This window comes from Desulfovibrio subterraneus (assembly GCF_013340285.1).
GTDB classification, from domain to species: domain Bacteria; phylum Desulfobacterota; class Desulfovibrionia; order Desulfovibrionales; family Desulfovibrionaceae; genus Halodesulfovibrio; species Halodesulfovibrio subterraneus.
In genome coordinates, this window is record NZ_BLVO01000004.1 from 367,895 (window position 1) to 387,662 (window position 19,768).

A 19,768-nucleotide genomic window follows, 5' to 3' on the forward strand; every position below is an offset into this window, starting at 1 on the left:
TGCTAAAATGCTCCAAAGCTTTCTCTGGGCCATACGCCCTTGAAATTCCTGAGGGTTACGATGAAGAAGGACCGACCCTTCCGGCCATCGTGATTAGTCTGATACTCGATAAAGGAATAATCTTCAAACATGTCCGCAAACTGAGGTACGATCTCCTGCCGACGCTTGCAGATATACAGGGCATCCCAGCCCTTCTTGTCCTGCGGGCCGGGCCAGATGTCATACTGGCTCATGCGCCTGCCGAAGTCGGCACAATAGGTGATCGGCTTTCCCGGTGCATAAAAGGCAAGGGAGGCGGTCAGGTCGTAGGAACTGGCGAAATAGAACACCTTGTCGGGGTCCGGCAGCCCCTTGCGCAGTACGTCGAGCTTATTGCCAAGGTCATGCCAACCCATCAACCTCACGGCAGGATTGATCTTTTCCGGCAGGGGCAGATACGGCAGACTGTGCACCGCTACAAAAATGACGCACCCCAGAATGATGCATATCCGCCGGAAAGAGATTCTGCCCTTGCGGGCGCTCACCGCGGCACGCCGCAGCATGAGGGACCCGCGCTCGGCCGCCGTTGCCGCAAGGATGATGCCCGCCACATAGCTCATGGCAGACCAGTTGGGGTAAATGCGGGTATGGAAGCTCCAGATGATGAAAAAGCCCCACAGCATCCAGAAGGCGGCAGCAAGCAGCATGGCCTGCCGCACGTGGGTTCTGTCTTCGCGCACCCCTTCCTGCGATGCCCCCTTCCAGCCCAGCATGAGGGCCCGCCATGCCCCCGCAAGCATGAAGGCAAACCACCACGGGGTGATGAGACCTATCTGCGCGCCGAAGTATTCGGGGAACCTGTCAAAGCGGATAAGCGGCTTGGGCTTGGACGGCGTGAGCCCCGCCAGCGTGGTTACGTGCTTGAAGCCCACCCAGTCGTTCTGCATGTTCCATAACAAAATAGGAGCAAACCCGATGGCTGTTCCTGCCGCCATGGCAAGCAGCGCGCGCACGGCAAACCGGCGCGAGAGCATTCTGTGCCGGTAGAGACCGAGCATGTAGAGAACGGCAACGCCGATCATGGCAAGCATCATGTACTTTGCCAGAATACCCAGTGCCATGCTGCCGGCCAGCAGCAGATAGGGCCACAGGGAATCTTCGCGTTCTCCCGCCGCATACAGGGCGAAAAGGGCCGTGGCCCAGCAGACCAGCAGCGGGCTGTCCGTGGTCATGAGTATGCCGGAAACCAGGAACAACGGCGTGGTGTTGGCTATCACGAGGGTCCACAACGCCACCGAAGGCTTGCGGAACACGCGTGCAACGCCGAAATAGAGAATGATCTGGGCAAGGAACGAATGCAGCACCGCACCGAAACGCACCCCCAGCTCCGTATCACCGAAGACGGCAGTCCACAGATGAATCACCCACGCAATGAGGGGACCTTTGGAATAGTATGAAAGCTGCAGCCTGCGCGCCCAGTCCCAATACTGGGCTTCATCCTGCACAAGATCAAGCTGGGAACTGGCAACAAACCACAGGCGCACTGCCGTTGTTATCGCGATAATGGCGGCAGCGGCCAGAACCGGCCGCCGCTGCCAGAAGGGAGCATTTTGCAAGAAGAAACCTCTCTGGTCTTGGGTATCTGAGCCCTGTTTTTTCCGGCCCGTGCCAAGGTTTGCGCCACAGATCTAAGCAGCGGGCCGAACCAGCGGGCCAAACCAGGCACGTAACAACTATGATGCAGCAGGCATGAAGCTTTGCCGAAACATATCGGGCGAGCCACCTTACCCCCTCATCCCGCACGTGTCCAGAATGCCGACTTCTCCCGACTTGTCTTGATTTACCCTAACTTGCCCCGCTTTATCCCAAGTTATCCTAGAGTGAACGTGGCGGGCATGCTAATTTGGAAACCATGGGTTTTTCTAATCCACTCGCAACAGGTGGCAAAGATATGCACAAGATACTCATCATCGAAGATAGCAGATCCACCGCCAAACTCATCCAGCATGCCATTATGGAACGTCTGGGCATTGCCTGCGACATTGCCATGAACATGACCGAGGCTGAAGGCTACATTCAGCCCGACCCCGCCGCCTATACCATTGTGCTGTGCGACCTGAACCTCCCCGACGCACCGGCGGGTGAAGCCGTGGACATGGTCATGAGCTACCGGCTGCCCTGCGTGGTGGTCAGCGCCGGATTGACGAAAGCCTCCCGCCTTCAGATGCTGCACAAACCCATAAGCGACTATGTGCTCAAACGCGGCACCCGCGACATTCAGTATCTCATCGGGGTGGTCGAAAGACTGCTCAGGAACGAGAAAACCAAGGTGCTCGTGGTGGACGATTCAAACACCTACCGCAAGGGATTGGTAGACATGCTCACCCGGCAACGCCTGCAGGTGCTGGAGGCATGCAACGGCGTTCAGGCCCTTGAAGTGCTGGAAGAAAACCCCGATATCCAGCTCATCCTTTCCGACTACAACATGCCCCTCATGGACGGATTTCAGCTTACGGAAGCCGTGCGCGCACGCTATGCGCAGGACAGGGTTGCCATCATCGTCACCACCGGACTGGAAGAAGACCTCGCGGCCCAGTTTCTGCGCTATGGTGCCAACGACTTCATCCCCAAGGCGGCATCCTTTGAGGAACTGCTCTGCCGCATCCACATGAACCTGAACATGCTCGACCTTATCAGGATCAACCGCGACCTTTCTGAAAAAGATCCGCTCACGGGACTCTACAACCGGCGCATGTTGTTCAAAGAAGGCGGCAGACTCATTGAAAAAGCCGGGGAATCCGGCCGCGTAACAGCCGCCATGCTCGATATAGATCACTTCAAGAAGGTCAACGACACTTACGGACACGCAGGGGGTGACCTTGCCCTTCGCTGCATGGGCGATCTCATCACCCGCCAGTTTCCACCGCCATGCATAACCGCCAGATACGGCGGCGAGGAATTCTGCATCCTCTTTCCCGACACAGTGCCTCATTCCATCGCACTGGAACAACTTGAAGTCTTCCGTTCCTCAGTGGAGGCGCTGCAGATTCCATATGAAGAAACAGCATTTTCCTTCACCGTGTCCATAGGGGTTGCGCGCGCAACACCCTACGGGCTTGACGACACGCTCAATGCTGCGGACCAGCGGCTATACGAGGCCAAGCGTTCAGGGAGAAACCGCATACAATTTTGTCCGCCTCAATGAGCGGGATGATTAATCCGCTCACCCTGTTGCAGCGACAATCGATATCTGCAAGAGTATTGCAAACCTGAATACACGCACCGCAACCGGCCTCCATTGCGGACAGAGGTACACACTCCCGACGGTGCAACCATCGCAAAGCAGCCGCAACAGTAGCTTCAAAGGGAAAGAGATGAACTTTTTCGCCAACCTCCGCATGCGCCCAAAATTGATCGGCCTCTTTCTCCTCGTCGGCGCACTGCCGGCAATCATCATCGGGTTATGGACAGCGCGGCTTTCCAGCCAGTCCCTCATGGACAAGAGCCTTGCCCAGCTCACCACGGCCCAGCGTATCAAAACCACACAGGTGGAACGCTTCTTCAGCCAGCAGGCAGGAACCGCACAGGTGTTTGTGCAGAACCCCTACTTCATCGAAGCCTTTGCCAAATTTCGCAGCGCATTCATGGCGGCGGGGGGCAGCGCCGGGGGCAAGGTCAAGGGACTGGGCAACGGCGAAGTGGAAGCGCCCAACTCCTATAAATCCGTCATGCGGCGCTATGACGAAGCCATCACAAATTTTCAGCAAAGCAACGGATTGAGAGATCTGCTCTTTGTCACCGTGGAGAACGGGCAGATATGTTACAGCGCCCGCAAAGGCACGGATCTAGGCTCTTCGGCAGAAGACTCCGGCAGCATTCTCACCTCGCTGCTCGGTGAAGCCCTGAAGGGCAAGAACACAGTCATTGGCGACATGCAGCCCTATGCACCGGACGACGGCACCCCGGCCCAGTTCATTGCCGCGCCCATCTTCAACGGTGAAACCCTCATGGGGGCCGTGCTCTTTCGCATGAACCTGAACGCCCTGAGCAACATCATGCTCGAACGCGAGGGCATGGGCGAGAGCGGCGAAACCTATCTGGTGGGCAGCGACTTCCGCATGCGTTCCGACTCGTGGCGAGATCAGGCAAAGCGCACCGTGAACGAATCGTTCAAGGGCACGCCCGAAGCCAACGGCATAATGACACAGCCGGTCAAATCCGCGCTTGAGGGGGCATCCGGCTCCGGAGAGGCGTCCGACTTTGCAGGCATGGATACCCTTGCCGCATACGGTCCCGTCAAAGTGGGGAACATGACATGGGCGCTGGTGGCCGACATTTACAAGGACGAGGTGCAGGCCCCCATAACGCACCTGTTCACCTCTGTGGCGATCATGCTGCTCGTAACGGCAGTGCTGGTTGCACTGGCTGCCATTCTGGTAGCCAACTCCATCACGGTTCCTCTCAAAATAGTTCAGGACTACGCACGTGACATAGCCCAGGGCAAACTCGGAAGCGAAGTGGCCTGCACTCTTCAGGGGGAACTGGGAGAACTTTCAAGCGACATCTGCACCATGGTCGGCGAACTCAAGGTACGCCTCGGCTTTGCACAGGGCGTGCTCAAGGCCATTCCCATTGCCGTTGTCACCACAGACAGAAAGGACTGCATCACCTTCGTGAATCAGTCCATGGTGAACCACGTGGAGCGGGAAGGACAGCCGGAATCATTCATCGGCATGCATGTGGGGGAATTCATTTACGGCGAAAAACGGGACACCTACTCCACCCGTGCCATCCGCGAGGAACGTACGCTGGATGAAGAAGGCACCATGCAAACCCTGCGTGGCAACACCCGCATTTCCCGTTCGGTGGCGACTCCCCTGTACGATCTGGATAACGCTCTCATAGGCTGCATTGAGCTTATTGTGGACATGACCGAACTGCGCCGGCAGCAGGAAGCCATGCGGCGCAAGAACGACACCATCGGCAAAGCGGCGCAGGACGCGGATGCCATTTCCGAACAGGTCAATTCCGCCGCAGAAGCGCTTGCGGAGCAGATAGAGGAATCCGCACGCGGATCAGAAATGCAGCGCGAGCGGACAGGGCAGGCGACCACCGCCATAGAACAGATGAACATTGCCACGCTGGAAGTGGCGCAGGCCGCATCCACAGCGTCTCAAAATGCAGGTGAGGCCATCAGCACCGCCCGCCACGGCAGCGGCGTGGTGGAAAACCTTGTCTCCTCCATCAGCGATGTCCGTCAGAAATCCGATACCCTCAAGGTGCTGCTGGCCGAACTCGGCGTGCAGGCAGACGGCATAGGCAAGATCATGGGAGTCATTTCCGACATTGCGGACCAGACCAACCTTCTGGCCCTGAACGCAGCCATTGAAGCCGCCCGTGCAGGCGAGGCAGGCAGAGGGTTTGCCGTTGTCGCCGACGAGGTACGCAAACTTGCGGAAAAGACCATGACGGCTACCAGAGAGGTGGACGCCGCGGTAACTGCCATACAGCAAGGCACCCGCAGAAATATCGACGAAATGGACCTTGCCTCCCAATCCATTGACAGTACGACAGGCCTTGCCGGAGAGGCAGGTAAGGCGCTGCGCGACATAGTCTCTGTCATTGAACAGACGGGCGACAACGTGCGCGACATTGCAACGGCGGCCGAAGAACAGTCCGCCACCAGTGAAGAGATCAGTCAGGCTGCGGAAGAAATAAGCGTCATTGCCTCGGAAACAGCGCAGAACATGACCCGTTCCTCCGAAGCAGTGGCAGACCTTGCCAGGCTGGCGCAGGAACTGAGAAGCCTCATTCAGGAAATGCAGAAAGAATAAGTATTCCGAAGGGTAATGACAAACCTCCGTTTTCAGTAAAACCATATTCCCGTTAAGCCGGAACTGCGGTCAATAAACGGATTTTCATCGCTCATACGAGGTGCAGGAACGTCAGGTTCCTGCCCGGGGGAGCCCCAAAATACCAGAAATGGCTGTGTCAGCAGTCTGAGGAATACGTATTCCGGACAGTAGAAACAAAAACGGGGCGCACCGCATATGCACGGTGCGCCCCATTTATTATTGGCTGCATCGTCCCGCAGGCGGGATCAGAAGCTCCTGATGGCGCTCTGGCAGAACACTACCGTATCCTGCGCAAGCGTATCATGGTTGGAGGCAACCGGGCCGAACAGTCTGCGCCGGTTCACGCCCACCAGCAGGGTGGCGATGATGACGGCGGTCTGCGGCACGGCTATATCACTGCGGACAGTGCCGTCCTTTATGCCGCGCATCAGGCAGGCAGTGACCGTTTCGGCAAGATAGTCGTAGAAGGTGTCCATGGCCTTGCGGGCACTTTCTATGGTGGTGTAGGCGTTCAGAATGACCTTGAACTCGATGTTGCGGAGATCAATGAACGCGCACAAGTCGTGTATCAGGTTTTCAATCAGGCAATAGCCCGATTTCTGGCGCTCTCGAATCTGGTCAAGAAGAACGCGGTAATCAGCCAGAAACGTCTCCACAATCACATCGAATATCTGCTGTTTCGACTTGTAATGCCTGTAGATTGCGGCATCCGTGACATTGGAGGTCTTGGCTATCTGGGCAATCGTCGTGCCCTTGAATCCGTTTTCAGCAAAAAGCTGTTTGGCGTTTTCCAGAATCAGATCTTTGGATGATGCCATTCTTGCCTCGTAATGGTTTTGTCCGGCCCGTCGGCATGATCTCGCGAGCTCCGGGCGTTCTATGCTTTGCTTCCCCGCGCACAGGCGGCGGGTAGCAGATATGCAGGATAAAGACGCAACGCAGTGCGCACGTCATTCTGCTGATACTGCACCGTCAGCCCGAAAAAAGCAAACCGGTTGTACCGGATGCGGGAAACGGTCAGAGAATGTCCTGCCCCGTCCCCGTGTAATCGCGCGGAACTTCAAGCCCCTGCAACACGCGCAGGCAGCCTGCGGCGAGCGCCTGCATCTCTTCCACATCCGGCAAGGCAATGAACGGGGCGAGAAAGCCCATTCTGTTGCGCAGGCGTTCCATGAGCCGCGCGCTGCGGGCCATGCCGCCGGTAACCACAATGGCGCTTATGCCATCCTTGCCGCGCGGGTCTTCAACACCGTCGAGCAGGGAGGGAGCAAGGGAGACAAGCTCCTTGGCAATATTGTAGGCAAGGGCTTCGAAAATGCTCTCGGCATGCTCGTCGCCTTCGCGCATACGCCGTTCAACCTCGCGCAGGTCGTTGGTGCCAAGATGCGCCCACAGCCCGCCTTCCTTGAGGATGATCGTACGCAACGTGTCGTAGGAGTATTTTCCCTCATGCACCAGCCGCAACACGCTGAGGGCGGGCAGTCTGCCCGTGCGCTCGGGCGTGAAGGGACCGTCGCCGTCCAGAGCGTTCACCACATCGCAAATGCGACCATGACGGTGCGCCGCAACAGAGATGCCCCCGCCCATGTGGCAGACAAGAAACTTGCCGTTTTCATATGCAATGCCCAGTTCACGTGCGGCGTGACGGGCTGCGGCCCGCTGCGAAAGAGCGTGGAACACGCTGCGCCTCGGCAGTTCCGGCAGACCGGAAATGCGGGCCACGCTGTCCATCTCGTCTGTGACTACCGGGTCCACGATAACGGCCTGCACCCCGTGCTGTGTGGCAAATTCCAGCGCCAGAGGCGCACCCAGATTGCACGGGTGCTCGCCATGCTTTGCAGAAGCAAGATCATCCAGCATGGCCTTGTTCACCCGCCATGCCCCGCCCTGCATGGGCGCCAGCAGGCCGCCGCGGCCGACGACGGCAGCGAGTTTGACATCGGCATAGCCGTGTGCGGCAAGCGCATGCAGAATGGCATCGCGGCGCAGCGCCATCTGCTCCATTGCGCGCTCATATTTGAGCAATTCGGTTTTGTCGTGTTCCACGATGTGGGAGAAAAGTTCTTTTTCTCCATCGAAAAGGGCCACCTTGGTGGAGGTGGAACCGGGGTTGATTGCAAGAATATGCGTCATGCAGCTTCCTTGGAGCTAACGGCCATGAGCGTGGCCAAGGCTATGGAGTAGAACTTGGTCCTGTCCGTATCACCGCGAGAGGGCAGCACAACGGGAACACTGCTCCCGGCCACTATTCCGGCCATCTCGATATTCATCATGGATGTCAGCGCCTTGTAGAGGATGTTGCCGCTTTCGATATCCGGCGCAACCAGAACATCCGCATTCCCCGCCACAGGGTTGTCCACCCCTTTGCACTCCACGGCACGGGCGCTCACGGCAAGGTCAAGCGCAAAGGGACCGGCCACCAGCGCATCGCCGAACTCGCCCTGCTCGCCCATCTTCGCCACCATCTGGGCGTCCAGTGTGGCGGGCATGGCCGGATAAATGACCTTTTCCGTGGCCGCCAGCATGGCAACACGCGGGGCTTCTATTCCCAGCGCTCCGGCCACTTTGAGAGCGTTGCGCAGAATATCGGCCTTACGCTGCAGGTTGGGCGCAATGTTAATGCCGGCGTCGGTCAGGATCATGAGCTTGTCGTGACACGGCGCATTGAACACGCCCACATGCGACAGCACCCCCGTGGGTGGCACGCCCGTTTCCTTGTTCAGCACACCGCGCAGCAGCACGTCGGTATTCACCTTGCCCTTCATTATGGCTCCGGCGTCACCGGCCTTATACAGTTTGATGCACAGATCCACGGCTGCGGCAGGCTCGGTTTCATGGTGCCGTTCAAAGGGCGACATGTCCGCTCCCAGACGTTCCGCGATCTTCGTCACCTTATCCTGATCGCCGACGAAAATGGGGTCCACCAGCCCTTTTTCGTACGCTGCAAGACAGGCCTGAATGACAAAATCCTCGGCGCAGGCAGCAACAGCCAGGCGAGTCCGTATTTTCAGACCGAGCATATGCCCGGCCAACTGTTCCAGAGATCGAATGGTCATGCGTTCTCCGTGCTATTCATCGCCGCGCTTCAGGGCCACCACACCGGTGCGGCACAGGCTGCGGATGCCATGGGGACGCAGCATCTTGATAAGTCCGTCCACCTTGTCCTCGTCACCGGTGATCTCCACGCTTATGGTTTCCTGTCCCATACCGATCACGTTGGCGCGGAATACTTCAAATATCTGCATGACCTGCGTCATGGTCTCGCGGGTGAATCCCACCTTGATGAGTGCCATTTCGCGGTCAACGAATTCCTTGCGGGAAAGATCGTCCAGTTCGGCAATGGAATCGAGCTGCCGTACTTGGTCGAGCACATTCTCCAGCTGCCCGTCATGATTCTCCACCGTGATGACCAGCCGGGAAACGTCAAATTCTTCGGTTTCAGCGCAGGAGATGGATTTGAAATTCACGCCGTTCCTTTTGAATACATCGGTAACATCGGCTACAACACCAACCCTGTTTTTCACCAATGCAGAAATCGTATGTTTCATTGTGCTACTCCTTGATAAGCTGGCGGGACTATACCCTGCTACGCCCCGCATCACAACTGCGGCAACCCGCCTGAATCATGGAACAAGGCCAATTATAACAATAATCGTAAAATTGAACGGACAGACAATACAAAACCCCGTCCGGCCTCCAACAGCGGAGAAGTGCCGGACGGGGTGGTATGCTTTTCCTGTACCCCGTTTTCTGATTCGGACAGGTTATTGATCAGATGTCAAAATGCCCTCTTTCATCCATGACCGGACATACCAGATCAACCCCTGATCGCAGGTGCAGGTCCATGAGCGTTTGCAGCGAATGCGGCGTATGCCTTGAAAGCCTTGCCGTAAAAGCACGCAGCAGTGCAGGCGAAGCCCGTCCCTGCATGTACAGGCGGCGCAGCCACTTCCAGCGGTCACGATATGGATAGCAACGCCCCATACCGGTCATTGCCACGGCCCTGTCCATTGCCTCGACAGCAAGATCGCCCTGCCGGAGCACTACGAAGTCGTGTTGTTGCATATGCTGGCCCATAGTCACCTCCCGCACTCTCTGTTACGGTAACCCCATCCCGCTGCACCGGCTGAGGCACGCTTACGGCAGCTCAGTCGTCATCCGGTATTGTCTGCAGCCGGAAGCGAAGTCAGTCCATCCAAACTAATCCGGTCCATCACGGGCGAGGTCTTTCCGTCTCGAAATAACGCTATCCCGTTATACGCAAAATGCAGCGTACAAGCCTTGCTGGCAATGATTCTTTCTCTCCTTGCCCAATTTATCATGGGAGATTATATTGCAATATTACCAACCGCAGCCCGCTTCCGGAGAACCTGATGCGTCTTTCTTCTGCTGTTTACAACGCCCTGCTTGCCTTACTTCTTGTCGCCTTTCTGCACCCAGCAGCATTTGCAGAACAAAACCATATAGCTACGGACAACTCAACGGAGATTAACCGGAACGCTTTCCAGGCCGCGCCAACTCCAGCTCCCCCTACCCCGTCCAATCCGGATACCGGAGCAAGCTTCCTGACGGATGTAACGCCGGAAGAGGCTCTGCGCCTCATCACCGAAGCCTCGGAGCAAGACAAACTCATCATTCTGGACATACGCACCACGCCCGAGTTTCTCATAGGGCATATTGCAAACGCACGGCATATCAACTTTTACGACAGCGACTTCACGGAACGCCTGAATGCCCTGCCCAAAGACATGCGCTACCTTATATATTGTCATTCCGGCAGCAGAAGCGAACGGGCGCTTACCATCATGCGCAAGCTCGGATTTCAGAAAATATACCACCTGCAGACCGGCATTGCCGGATGGTACAAGGCAAACTTGCCGCTGGAGAGATAACGCATGAAACGGTACCGGCGACTCCCTGCGCGGCACGAACACATACCATTTTTGTCACTTCACGGATATTCCTCTCTTCCCCCGCTTGCACTGCTGTTCCAAAATCAGTAGGAAGGGCAGCATAAATAACATGCAAAGCCGACTCCGGCCTTATGTAAGGAGCATGATATATGTGTGGCATCATCGGATACACCGGGCACAGACCAGCTGTTCCGCTTATCGTTGAAGGCTTGCGCCGTCTTGAATACCGCGGATACGATTCCGCCGGCGTCGCATTCATCCAGAACAAGCAACTCACCACCGTGCGAGCCGAAGGCAAGCTGGTGAATCTGGAAACCAAGCTCGAAAGCGTGAACACCACCCTTGCCACATCCGGCATGGGGCACACCCGCTGGGCTACCCACGGCATTCCCGTTGAACGCAATGCGCACCCCCACATGTGTTCCGACGGTTCGCTCGCCATCATCCACAACGGCATCATTGAAAACTATCAGCCCCTCAAGAACGAGCTGATGGAAAAAGGCTACTCCTTCAAGTCGGAAACCGACACCGAAGTGCTGGCCAACCTGATCGCCGAAGGCCGCAAGCAGACCGGCGCCCTGGACAAGGGCCTGAGCTGGGCGCTGCAGCGGGTGGAAGGCGCCTATGCGGTGGTGGTATACGCCACCGACATGCCCGGCGTGATCTACGGCGCGCGCCTTTCCAGCCCCTTTGTGATGGGCATAGGACAGGGCGAGAACTTTGTGGCATCCGACATTCCCGCATTCCTTCCCTACACCCGTGACGTGGTTTTCCTTGAAAACGGCGAGATGGTGCGCATTGAAGCCAATGACTGGAAGGTGCTGGACGTCAAGACGCTTGAGCCCATTGAAAAGCAGGTGCACCACATTCAGTGGGACATTCAGTCCGCCCAGAAAGGCGGCTACAAGCATTTCATGCTCAAGGAAATTTTCGAGCAGCCCCGCGTCATCACCGACTGCATGACCGGCAGGGTAGACTGGCAGCGCAAAGAAGTGCTGCTGCCCGAGCTGGATGCCCTGCCCGTTCCCAAGCGCCTGCACATTGTCGCATGCGGCACCAGCTACCATGCAGGTATGTGGGGCCAGACGCTCATCGAGAACTGGTCCGGCATTCCCGTGAATGTGGAGATCGCCTCGGAATTCCGCTACCGCGATCCCATTTTGCAGGAAGGCGACATGATCCTCGTGATCAGCCAGTCCGGTGAAACCGCGGACACCCTTGCGGGTCTGCGCATTGCCAAGGACAGGGGCATTAACGTCATCGGTCTGTGCAACGTGGTGGGATCTTCCATCGCCCGCGAATCCGACACTGTCATCTACACGCAGGCAGGGCCGGAAATATCCGTGGCATCCACCAAGGCCATGTGCTCGCAGATGACCGTGCTCACGCTCATGGCGCTGGCATGGGCCCGCCGCACCAACGCCCTTGCCGACGACACACGGGTGAACGCCATCACCGGCCTTTCCAAGCTGGCAGGCCAGCTGGAGATGGAACTGCCGCGCATGCGCAGCGAAGCCCAGTCCCTTGCGCGCCTGTATTCCACGGCCCGCAGCTTCTTCTTCCTCGGTCGCGGTCAGTGCTACCCGCTGGCACTGGAAGGCGCGCTGAAGTTGAAAGAGATTTCCTACATCCATGCAGAAGGCTACGCCTCCGGCGAAATGAAGCACGGCCCCATCGCCCTGATCGATCCGGACTTCCCCACCTTTGCGCTGGCCCTGAACGACCACCTGTACTCCAAGGTGAAATCCAACCTTGAAGAAGTGCAGGCCCGTTCCGGCAAGGTGATTGCCCTTGCCAACCCCGGCCATGACCTGAAGGTGGACCACCCGTGGATTCTGCCCGAAGCATGGGGCCCCCTGAATGCCTTCCTTGCCCTGCCAGCCCTGCAACTCTTCAGCTATGAAGCCGCAGACTACCTCGGCAAGGACGTGGACCAGCCGCGTAACCTCGCCAAGAGCGTGACGGTGGAATAGGCGACAAGCAGACAGAGGGTATCCCCCTACGTCGCCATCAGGTTGGCAGCATTACAAACAAAACCGCTCCCGGCAGCCGTATAAGGCACTACCGGGAGCGGTTTTTTATAATTCGCAACCCTATCCTGTTCGACGAGGAATCCAAGGTCAAAAAGGACGACTGGTACCCAAGCGAGGAAATCAAAATGCGACAGGAGAATAATCGCGCTCGCCACGTTGCTGAGAATACTCTGTCTGATCGCCACACCTCAAGGCATTGCACAGTGCTATGGATAAAACCCGGAAACCATCGTAGCATGCGCAGCACGATTAAATCGCACTTGAATCCGCACATTGTTGCGAACCTACAGGGAGCAGCCTGAGTATGTTTACCGGCTTTGAAAAAGAATGCTTCGTCTTTTTGCAGAATCTCCAGCAACACAACAGCAAGGAATGGTTTGAAGAACACCGGCGCGTATACGAAGGAAAGTTGTTAACGCCCTTCCGCTCCTTGGTGGAGGCACTGGGTGAGCCAATGCAACAGATCGACAAATACATCGAGACGCGCCCTGCCATTGGAAAGACAATCTCGCAAATGCGCAGGGATACCAGATTTTCACATGACAAGTCGCTCTATCGCAACAATATATGGCTGACGTTCAAACGCCCCAAGAAGAACTGGACCGACGCGCCTGCCTACTTTTTCGAATTCGGCCCCGATTGGTGGCATTACGGCTTGGGCTATTACAGTGCCTCGCCCGCAACAATGGGTCTGTTTCGAGACCGCCTGCTGCAGTTTCCACACGAGTTCCAAGAGGCAACAGATGCGATCCCAAAGGGATTTCTTGTTCATGCCGAGAGCTACAAGCGTCAAGCAATTCCGGAAACCCTGCCGCCGGAACTGACCCCGTGGTATGTACGAAAATCCTTTTATATAGCAAGTCGCAGTACGAATATGACCCCTCTATCGTTGCCCGACCTGCCGTTGAGGCTTCTCAAGGGTTTCAAGCAGCTATCTAAAATGTACCGCTTTCTTGTAGCAATTGAAGACGCAAAACAGGAACAGAAGCAACTAAATCCCGCCGTTGCATACGAACGGGATGCATTTGACAGATAATCATGTGATTAACCATTATGGGTTAGCATCCAGCATGCCATCTCACAAATAACGTTGTACCCCACAACCGCTCCCGACAGTCTTGCAAAGGCATAACCATCACAAAAAAAGCGCAGCCACTGCTGGCTGCGCTTCCTGTTACCTGTTACCAACGTCCGGCTAGGCCGAGGCTTCCATCTTGAGCTCCTGAATCAACGCTGACACCTGCTCGGACTGCTCTGCCAATTCGGTCAGAACAACCATCGATTCCTGAACGCTGCGGGCAGTTTGTGATGTAATGCCGTTGATCTCGACTATGGCGCGGTTGATCTCCTCACTGGCAGCGGACTGCTGTTCTGCAGCCGTGGCAATGCCGAGAATACGGCCGGCAGAATCGTCTGCCCCTGCGAGGATTTCGGTCAGCACCAACCCGGAACGGTTGGACATTTCCACAGCTCCGCTCAGTTCCTTCATGGCCAGAGCCATGGTGTTGATATTGTCACCGGCCACCTGCTGGATGTTCTTGATGGTTGCGCCCACTTCCTTGGTTGCCCCCATGGTTTTTTCGGCCAGCTTGCGCACTTCATCCGCAACAACGGCAAAACCCCTGCCTGCCTCGCCAGCCCTTGCCGCCTCAATGGCAGCGTTCAACGCCAGCAGGTTCGTCTGATCCGCTATATCATCAATCACGGTCATGATGGTGCCTATGGCCTGCGTCTGCTCCCCAAGCTGCGACATATTCTTACGCAGCTCTTCAGAACGCTCCCACACGGCTTTCAGAGTTGTTATGGACTGCTCCACAACATCCTGTCCTTCCTGTGCCTTGGCCCGCGTATCAGCGCTTTTCTGGGCAGCGCTGGTGGCATTCTGAGCCACCTCAAGAACGGTTGCATTCATTTCTTCCATGGCCGTGGCAGTGGCCGTTATGCGCTCCTTCTGCACCTCAGTGCCGTTACGCACTTCTTCAGACTGGCCGGAAATACGCTCCGTCACACCGGCAAGACGCTCGACCACATGCTGCAGCTTGTCAGCGGCCTGCAACATGCCTTCAGCCCTCGCCCGGTCCGCTCTGCTGCGAGCCTCTTCCGCTTCGCCCATAGCCTGTTCAGCCTGAGCGGTCTTTTCCCGTGCCACCTGAACCTGCTGCTCAATTTCCGTTATATTACCCTGCAGCGTTTCAGCCATGGCGTTCACCGCCCCCTGCATGACGGCAATTTCATCTTTGCCGCGGACAGTAAGACGCACTGCGAGGTCACCTTCAGCAATCTTGTTTACAGCCTGAGCTGTCTCGCGGATGGGACGGGCAATGATTCCGGCAAGCAACCACAAGACAGAAAGAGCCACGATCAGACTTATGCCCCCCACAATGCTGGCCCGGATGGCCATGGCATTCGCCTGCGCGTAGATAAGCTCTTCGCGCACACTGATTCCCACGCACCACCAGTTGCTGTCGCTGCCCAAGGCCACAGGGACGTAAATGCTGATAAAGCCGCCCTCAATCATATGAAAGGGCTTTCCCATGGGTATGCGTCGTACAATGTCATCGGCAGTCTCATGCACATCAGAGAACGGCTTGCCGATCAGCTCACCCTTGTCTGTCTTGCCTGCGATAGCCCCGCTTTGCGTAATCAGCGTAACATCGGCACGTTCCCCCATGAATTCCACAGAATCCGCCAAGTTCTGCAAAAAATCTCCGGCCAGGTCGATGCCGGTTACACCCAGCACCTTGCCTCTGGACCGGATAGGCACAGTAAGGCTGACCATGACCACATTCCTGCCCTGCATCTCGTACACTGCGGGGTCCATGACTGACTCCCGTCCAGTATCACGGGAATGCGTGTACCATTTACCGGAATCCGGATCTGCAACAATAGCCTGAAGATGCAGCCCCCCGACTCGGTTCCAGTAAGGCAGAAAGCGCCCCTTGTCCGTGCTGCCGTCGCCGTTGATGAAGTCGGCATCGCGACCATCGAAGGCATTGGGCTCCCAGCCTGTCCACACACCGAGAAATTCGGAATTTCTCTCCGTAAGCAGACGCTGGATATTGATAACCTGCTCCCGGGTGGCATTCTCACCCAATTTCAGGCCTTCAACAGCCTGCGACAGACTGCGGGCAGCACCAAGACCGGACGTAATGTCGCTCCGGATGCGAAGCGATTCCGTGATCGCTTTGCTGGTTGCCTGAGCTACGGCATTCTGCAACGCATTATCCCGCGCCGACTTTGCGGAATAGCCGATAACGGCCAGCATTGTTGCAGCAAGACAAATACCCGAACATAAAACTATTTTTGCTTTAATAGACCGGAAGCTGCGCAAACGACTTCTCCTTTTTGTTCTGCACCAGAACTGTTGCTCCTTCCTGTTGTCTGCGCACTGAGCCTCCCCCAAGCGCGGATAACGAAACGCGACACACGTGTCGCCAACGCGACCCGATCGTCGCAGCGACAGGCAAGCAATAAGTCTATAATCCCCATGCAATATGAACTTGTCAGGATTTTTTACTTGCCAGTTCAGGAAGATAGCAATCTTCGCACCAAGGAGGAGACTCGCTCTTGCCAGTACTCATCCCCATAGCCATTGTGGTTCGAACACATCTGTCACAACTCCACCCGCGCGATTCACATTTTTGTGCTTTTCGCGAATTATTTTTGCAGCCACCAGACGGAATTATGTCAATTCCGTCAATTTTGACTATGCGTTTTGCAGAACACACAACGCCATAGCCAATCCCGCACCCCCTGTCCTTGAGTGCCTATAATCAACAACATCAGCGTGATAGCAACTCATTTAGAAAGCAGGGCCGCCCCCCTGCGGACACAGCCCCACGCTCTTCACGAACACATCAACATGCTTAAATAATTCAAACTATACTTCTACATCCACCTGCCCATCTCCATAATTTCCCCCATCACATTTGCACGATTGGCATATTGTCAATTTTAGCAAAAGTATGCAAACAACCAACTTGCCACTGTATTTTAATGGCAAACGCAAGATTTACGCAAAAACTACCGTTTTCCACGACAACTGCGGCAACATGCGCATTCCGCATTCTTCACAGCAGCGACCGGGGCAAACGCATTTACGAACAAAGAGAGGGACACACCATGTTTGAGGCACCATATCTTCTTTTCCTCGGCGATGCCCCCGACGGCCTTGCAGCCAAGATGGCACAGGGCATTCACGACTGGAGACCGGAAGCTTCCGTTGGGCAGTTCCGCATGGAAGGCTGCAAGGCCGACCTTGGAATTGCAAATTTGTCAATCAAGGAAGCTGCGGCAGCCGGTGCCAAGACGCTGGTCATCGGCGTGGTGAACCGTGGCGGTATCATTTCCCAGAGCTGGAAGTCCGTTCTGATCGAAGCTCTGGAAGCGGGCATGGACATCGCATCCGGCCTGCACAATCTTCTGCGCAATGAGCCCGATCTGGTCGAAGCCGCAGCCAAGCATGGCCGAAGCCTGTTTGATGTGCGCATTCCCACCGTGCAGTATCCCATTGCCAACGGAAAGAAGCGCACCGGCAAGCGCTGTCTTGCCGTGGGCACCGACTGCTCCGTCGGCAAGATGTACACAGCCCTTGCCATGCACCGCGAAATGCAGGAACGCGGCATGAAGGCCACCTTCCGCGCAACGGGCCAGACCGGCATCATGATCGAAGGAAACGGCGTGCCGCTGGATGCCGTGGTTGCCGACTTCATGGCCGGTGCTGTTGAATGGCTCACGCCTGACAACGAAGCCGAGCACTGGGATCTGATCGAAGGCCAGGGCAGCCTGTTCCACGCCTCCTATTCCGGCGTGACCATGGCCCTTGTGCATGGCGGCCAGCCCGATGCACTGGTGCTCTGCCACGAACCCACCCGCCCGCACATGCGCGGCCTGCCCGACTACAAGCAGCCTTCGCTGGAAGACCTGCGTGATGTGGCACTGCGTCTTGCGCAGGTAGTCAACCCTGCGTGCAAGGTGGTAGGGGTTTCCGTAAACACGCAGCATCTGCCCGAGGCAGAAGCCTTCAAGTATCTTGAGGAAGTGGAAGCCGCCATGGGCATTCCCGCAATTGACCCCTTCCGTCAGGGCGCAGGTCGCCTTGTTGAGGCATTGGCATGCATCTAGAAACCTACAGGGACGTTTTCCGGCTGGCCAAGGCATTCACCATTTCGCGCGGCTCCCGCACGGAAGCAGTGGTGGTGCGCGTGGAAATCACCGACAACGGCATGACGGGGCGCGGAGAATGCGTTCCCTACGCACGCTACGGTGAAACCGTGGAGAGCGTGACGGAGCAGATTCGTTCACTCCCCATGCCCGTAAGCCGGGAACAATTGCAGACCGCCCTGCCCGCAGGTGCGGCACGGAATGCCGTGGACTGCGCCCTGTGGGATCTTGAAGCCAAACTCTCGGGCAAACGCGCATGGCAGCTGGCCGGACTCGCTGCCCCCCAGCCGGAAACCACTGCGTTTACCCTGTCTCTTGATACGCCCGACAACATGCGGGAAGAAGCCGCAGCAAACGCCCACCGCCCCCTGCTGAAGATCAAGCTGGGCGGCGAAGGTGATATAGCACGCATAGAAGCTGTGCGCGCCGGTGCGCCGGAAGCCCGCATCATCGTGGACGCCAACGAAGGTTGGACACCCGAAATATACAATGAAATGGCTCCGGTGCTGCTCCGGCTTGGTGTAGAGATGGTGGAACAGCCCCTGCCCGCTGCCAGCGACGATGCCCTGCTCGGGCTGGAACGCATTCTGCCCGTCTGCGCTGATGAGTCCTGCCACGACCGTGCATCGCTTTCCAAGCTTGCAGGCAAGTATGACATCATCAACATCAAGCTCGACAAAACCGGCGGCCTGACCGAGGCACTGGAACTGAAGAAAGCGGCGCTCGAAGCCGGTTACGGCGTCATGGTCGGCTGCATGGTCGGCTCGTCGCTGGCCATGGCTCCCGCCGTGCTCGTGGCACAGCATGCCGCAGTGGTTGATCTGGATGGCCCTCTGCTGCTGGCCGAAGACCGCAGCACTCCCATAGATTATGATGCCGGAAAAATATGTCCTCCGGCACCGGAACTCTGGGGCTGATACCCCCGGCATTCCGTTAACGCGGAATGAGCATGAGAAAGGAAACGAACATGAGTCGTATAGTATATGTGAACGGCGCGTATGTGCCGGAAGAAGAAGCCACCGTTTCCGTCTTTGACCGCGGCTTTCTGTTTGCGGATGCAGTATATGAAGTAACGGCCGTGCTGGATGGCAAGATCGTGGATTACCCCGGTCATGTGGCCCGCCTTGAGCGTTCGCTTGGCGAACTGCAGATGGGCATGCCCTTCTCGAGCGACGACCTGCTGGAAGTGCACCGCGAACTGGTCAGACGCAACAGCATGGACGAAGGCGCCATCTACCTGCAGGTCACGCGCGGCGCAGCCGACCGCGATTTCGCCTTCCCCAAGCATGCCGAACAGACCGTTGTGCTCTTCACGCAGGCCAAGCCACTTACCGGTGCCAAGAAAGGCATCCGCGTCATCTCCCTGCCCGACATGCGCTGGGGCCGCCGCGACATCAAGACCGTGCAGCTACTTGCCCCCTCCATGGCCAAAATGGCCGCCAAGGCAGAAGGCAAGGATGACGCATGGCTGGTGCAGAACGGTTTCGTGACTGAAGGCACCTCGAACAATGCCTACATCGTCACCAGGGAAGGCAAGATCGTTACCCGCAACCTCTCTTCCTCCATCCTGCACGGTATTACCCGCGCCGCAGTGCTCAAGCTCGCCGCCGAACGCGGCATGGAAGTGGAAGAACGCCCCTTCACCATCGAAGAAGCCCAGCAGGCAGCCGAAGCCTTTGTGACCGCAGCCACCACCTTTGTCTGCCCCGTCATCGAAATCGACGGCGTGGCAATCTCCGGCGGCAAGCCCGGCCCCGTGGCAGAACGGCTCAACGAACTCTACATTGAAACAGGCCGCAAAAGCGCGCTGTAGATAGCAACACCA

At 57.0% G+C, this 19,768-nt stretch carries 15 protein-coding genes; 8 read left to right on the top strand and 7 right to left on the bottom strand.

The genetic code is table 11. The features are described from left to right. Positions 1-2 precede the first annotated feature (2 nt). Complete coding sequence (locus tag HUV30_RS02150) at positions 3-1,595, bottom strand: glycosyltransferase family 39 protein (RefSeq protein ID WP_174403745.1); 1,593 nt, start codon at positions 1,593-1,595, stop codon at positions 3-5. Positions 1,596-1,930: 335 nt separating this feature from the next. Between HUV30_RS02150 and HUV30_RS02155 the strand changes: the two genes are divergently transcribed. Both HUV30_RS02155 and HUV30_RS02160 read left to right on the top strand, forming a co-directional pair. Beyond that, a complete protein-coding gene (locus HUV30_RS02155; RefSeq protein ID WP_174403746.1) occupies positions 1,931-3,184 on the top strand; it encodes a GGDEF domain-containing response regulator in 1,254 nt (417 codons plus the stop codon). 193 nt (positions 3,185-3,377) lie between these two features. Continuing rightward, positions 3,378-5,813 carry a methyl-accepting chemotaxis protein gene (locus tag HUV30_RS02160; RefSeq protein WP_205245183.1) on the top strand — a complete coding sequence of 812 codons (2,436 nt, stop codon included), beginning with the start codon at positions 3,378-3,380 and terminating at the stop codon, positions 5,811-5,813. Between the two features lie 266 nt (positions 5,814-6,079). Here the strand turns inward: HUV30_RS02160 and HUV30_RS02165 are convergent, their stop codons facing one another. The 5 genes from HUV30_RS02165 to HUV30_RS02185 all read right to left on the bottom strand — a co-directional run bounded on the left by HUV30_RS02165 (position 6,080) and on the right by HUV30_RS02185 (position 9,911). Next, positions 6,080-6,652 (bottom strand): TetR/AcrR family transcriptional regulator, encoded by a 573-nt coding sequence (locus tag HUV30_RS02165; protein WP_174403748.1) that lies wholly within the window; start codon positions 6,650-6,652, stop codon positions 6,080-6,082. Positions 6,653-6,851: 199 nt separating this feature from the next. After that, complete coding sequence (buk, locus tag HUV30_RS02170; RefSeq protein WP_174403749.1) at positions 6,852-7,967, bottom strand: butyrate kinase; 1,116 nt, start codon at positions 7,965-7,967, stop codon at positions 6,852-6,854. Further along, entirely contained in the window at positions 7,964-8,890 is a 927-nt protein-coding gene (locus HUV30_RS02175; RefSeq protein WP_174403750.1) for a bifunctional enoyl-CoA hydratase/phosphate acetyltransferase, read from the bottom strand. The genes buk and HUV30_RS02175 overlap by 4 nt, the downstream gene beginning before the upstream one ends. 12 nt (positions 8,891-8,902) lie before the next feature. After that, positions 8,903-9,382 (bottom strand): acetolactate synthase small subunit, encoded by a 480-nt coding sequence (gene ilvN, locus HUV30_RS02180; RefSeq protein WP_174403751.1) that lies wholly within the window; start codon positions 9,380-9,382, stop codon positions 8,903-8,905. 223 nt (positions 9,383-9,605) lie between these two features. Then, positions 9,606-9,911 (bottom strand): hypothetical protein, encoded by a 306-nt coding sequence (locus HUV30_RS02185; protein ID WP_174403752.1) that lies wholly within the window; start codon positions 9,909-9,911, stop codon positions 9,606-9,608. 296 nt (positions 9,912-10,207) lie between these two features. Here HUV30_RS02185 and HUV30_RS02190 point away from each other — a divergent pair, with 296 nt between their 5' ends. From HUV30_RS02190 to HUV30_RS02200, 3 genes are all read left to right on the top strand, one after another. Further along, the gene (locus tag HUV30_RS02190) at positions 10,208-10,726 is read left to right on the top strand and encodes a rhodanese-like domain-containing protein (RefSeq protein ID WP_174403753.1); all 519 of its coding nucleotides are present in this window, start codon (positions 10,208-10,210) and stop codon (positions 10,724-10,726) included. A gap of 170 nt (positions 10,727-10,896) precedes the next feature. Further along, complete coding sequence (gene glmS, locus HUV30_RS02195; RefSeq protein WP_174403754.1) at positions 10,897-12,720, top strand: glutamine--fructose-6-phosphate transaminase (isomerizing); 1,824 nt, start codon at positions 10,897-10,899, stop codon at positions 12,718-12,720. Between the two features lie 364 nt (positions 12,721-13,084). Continuing rightward, the gene (locus HUV30_RS02200; RefSeq protein ID WP_174403755.1) at positions 13,085-13,816 is read left to right on the top strand and encodes a DUF2461 domain-containing protein; all 732 of its coding nucleotides are present in this window, start codon (positions 13,085-13,087) and stop codon (positions 13,814-13,816) included. Between the two features lie 159 nt (positions 13,817-13,975). Here HUV30_RS02200 and HUV30_RS02205 read toward each other — a convergent pair whose 3' ends face one another. Continuing rightward, positions 13,976-16,045 (bottom strand): methyl-accepting chemotaxis protein, encoded by a 2,070-nt coding sequence (locus tag HUV30_RS02205; protein ID WP_174403756.1) that lies wholly within the window; start codon positions 16,043-16,045, stop codon positions 13,976-13,978. An 857-nt stretch (positions 16,046-16,902) separates the two neighbouring features. Here HUV30_RS02205 and dgcN point away from each other — a divergent pair. From dgcN to HUV30_RS02220, 3 genes are read left to right on the top strand one after another with little or no spacing between them, the layout of a single operon-like run. After that, entirely contained in the window at positions 16,903-17,904 is a 1,002-nt protein-coding gene (gene dgcN / locus HUV30_RS02210; protein WP_174403757.1) for an N-acetyltransferase DgcN, read from the top strand. Beyond that, a complete protein-coding gene (gene dgcA, locus HUV30_RS02215) occupies positions 17,895-18,860 on the top strand; it encodes an N-acetyl-D-Glu racemase DgcA (protein ID WP_174403758.1) in 966 nt (321 codons plus the stop codon). The genes dgcN and dgcA overlap by 10 nt, the downstream gene beginning before the upstream one ends. 50 nt (positions 18,861-18,910) lie before the next feature. Beyond that, positions 18,911-19,756 carry a D-amino-acid transaminase gene (locus HUV30_RS02220; protein ID WP_174403759.1) on the top strand — a complete coding sequence of 282 codons (846 nt, stop codon included), beginning with the start codon at positions 18,911-18,913 and terminating at the stop codon, positions 19,754-19,756. Positions 19,757-19,768: the final 12 nt, after the last annotated feature.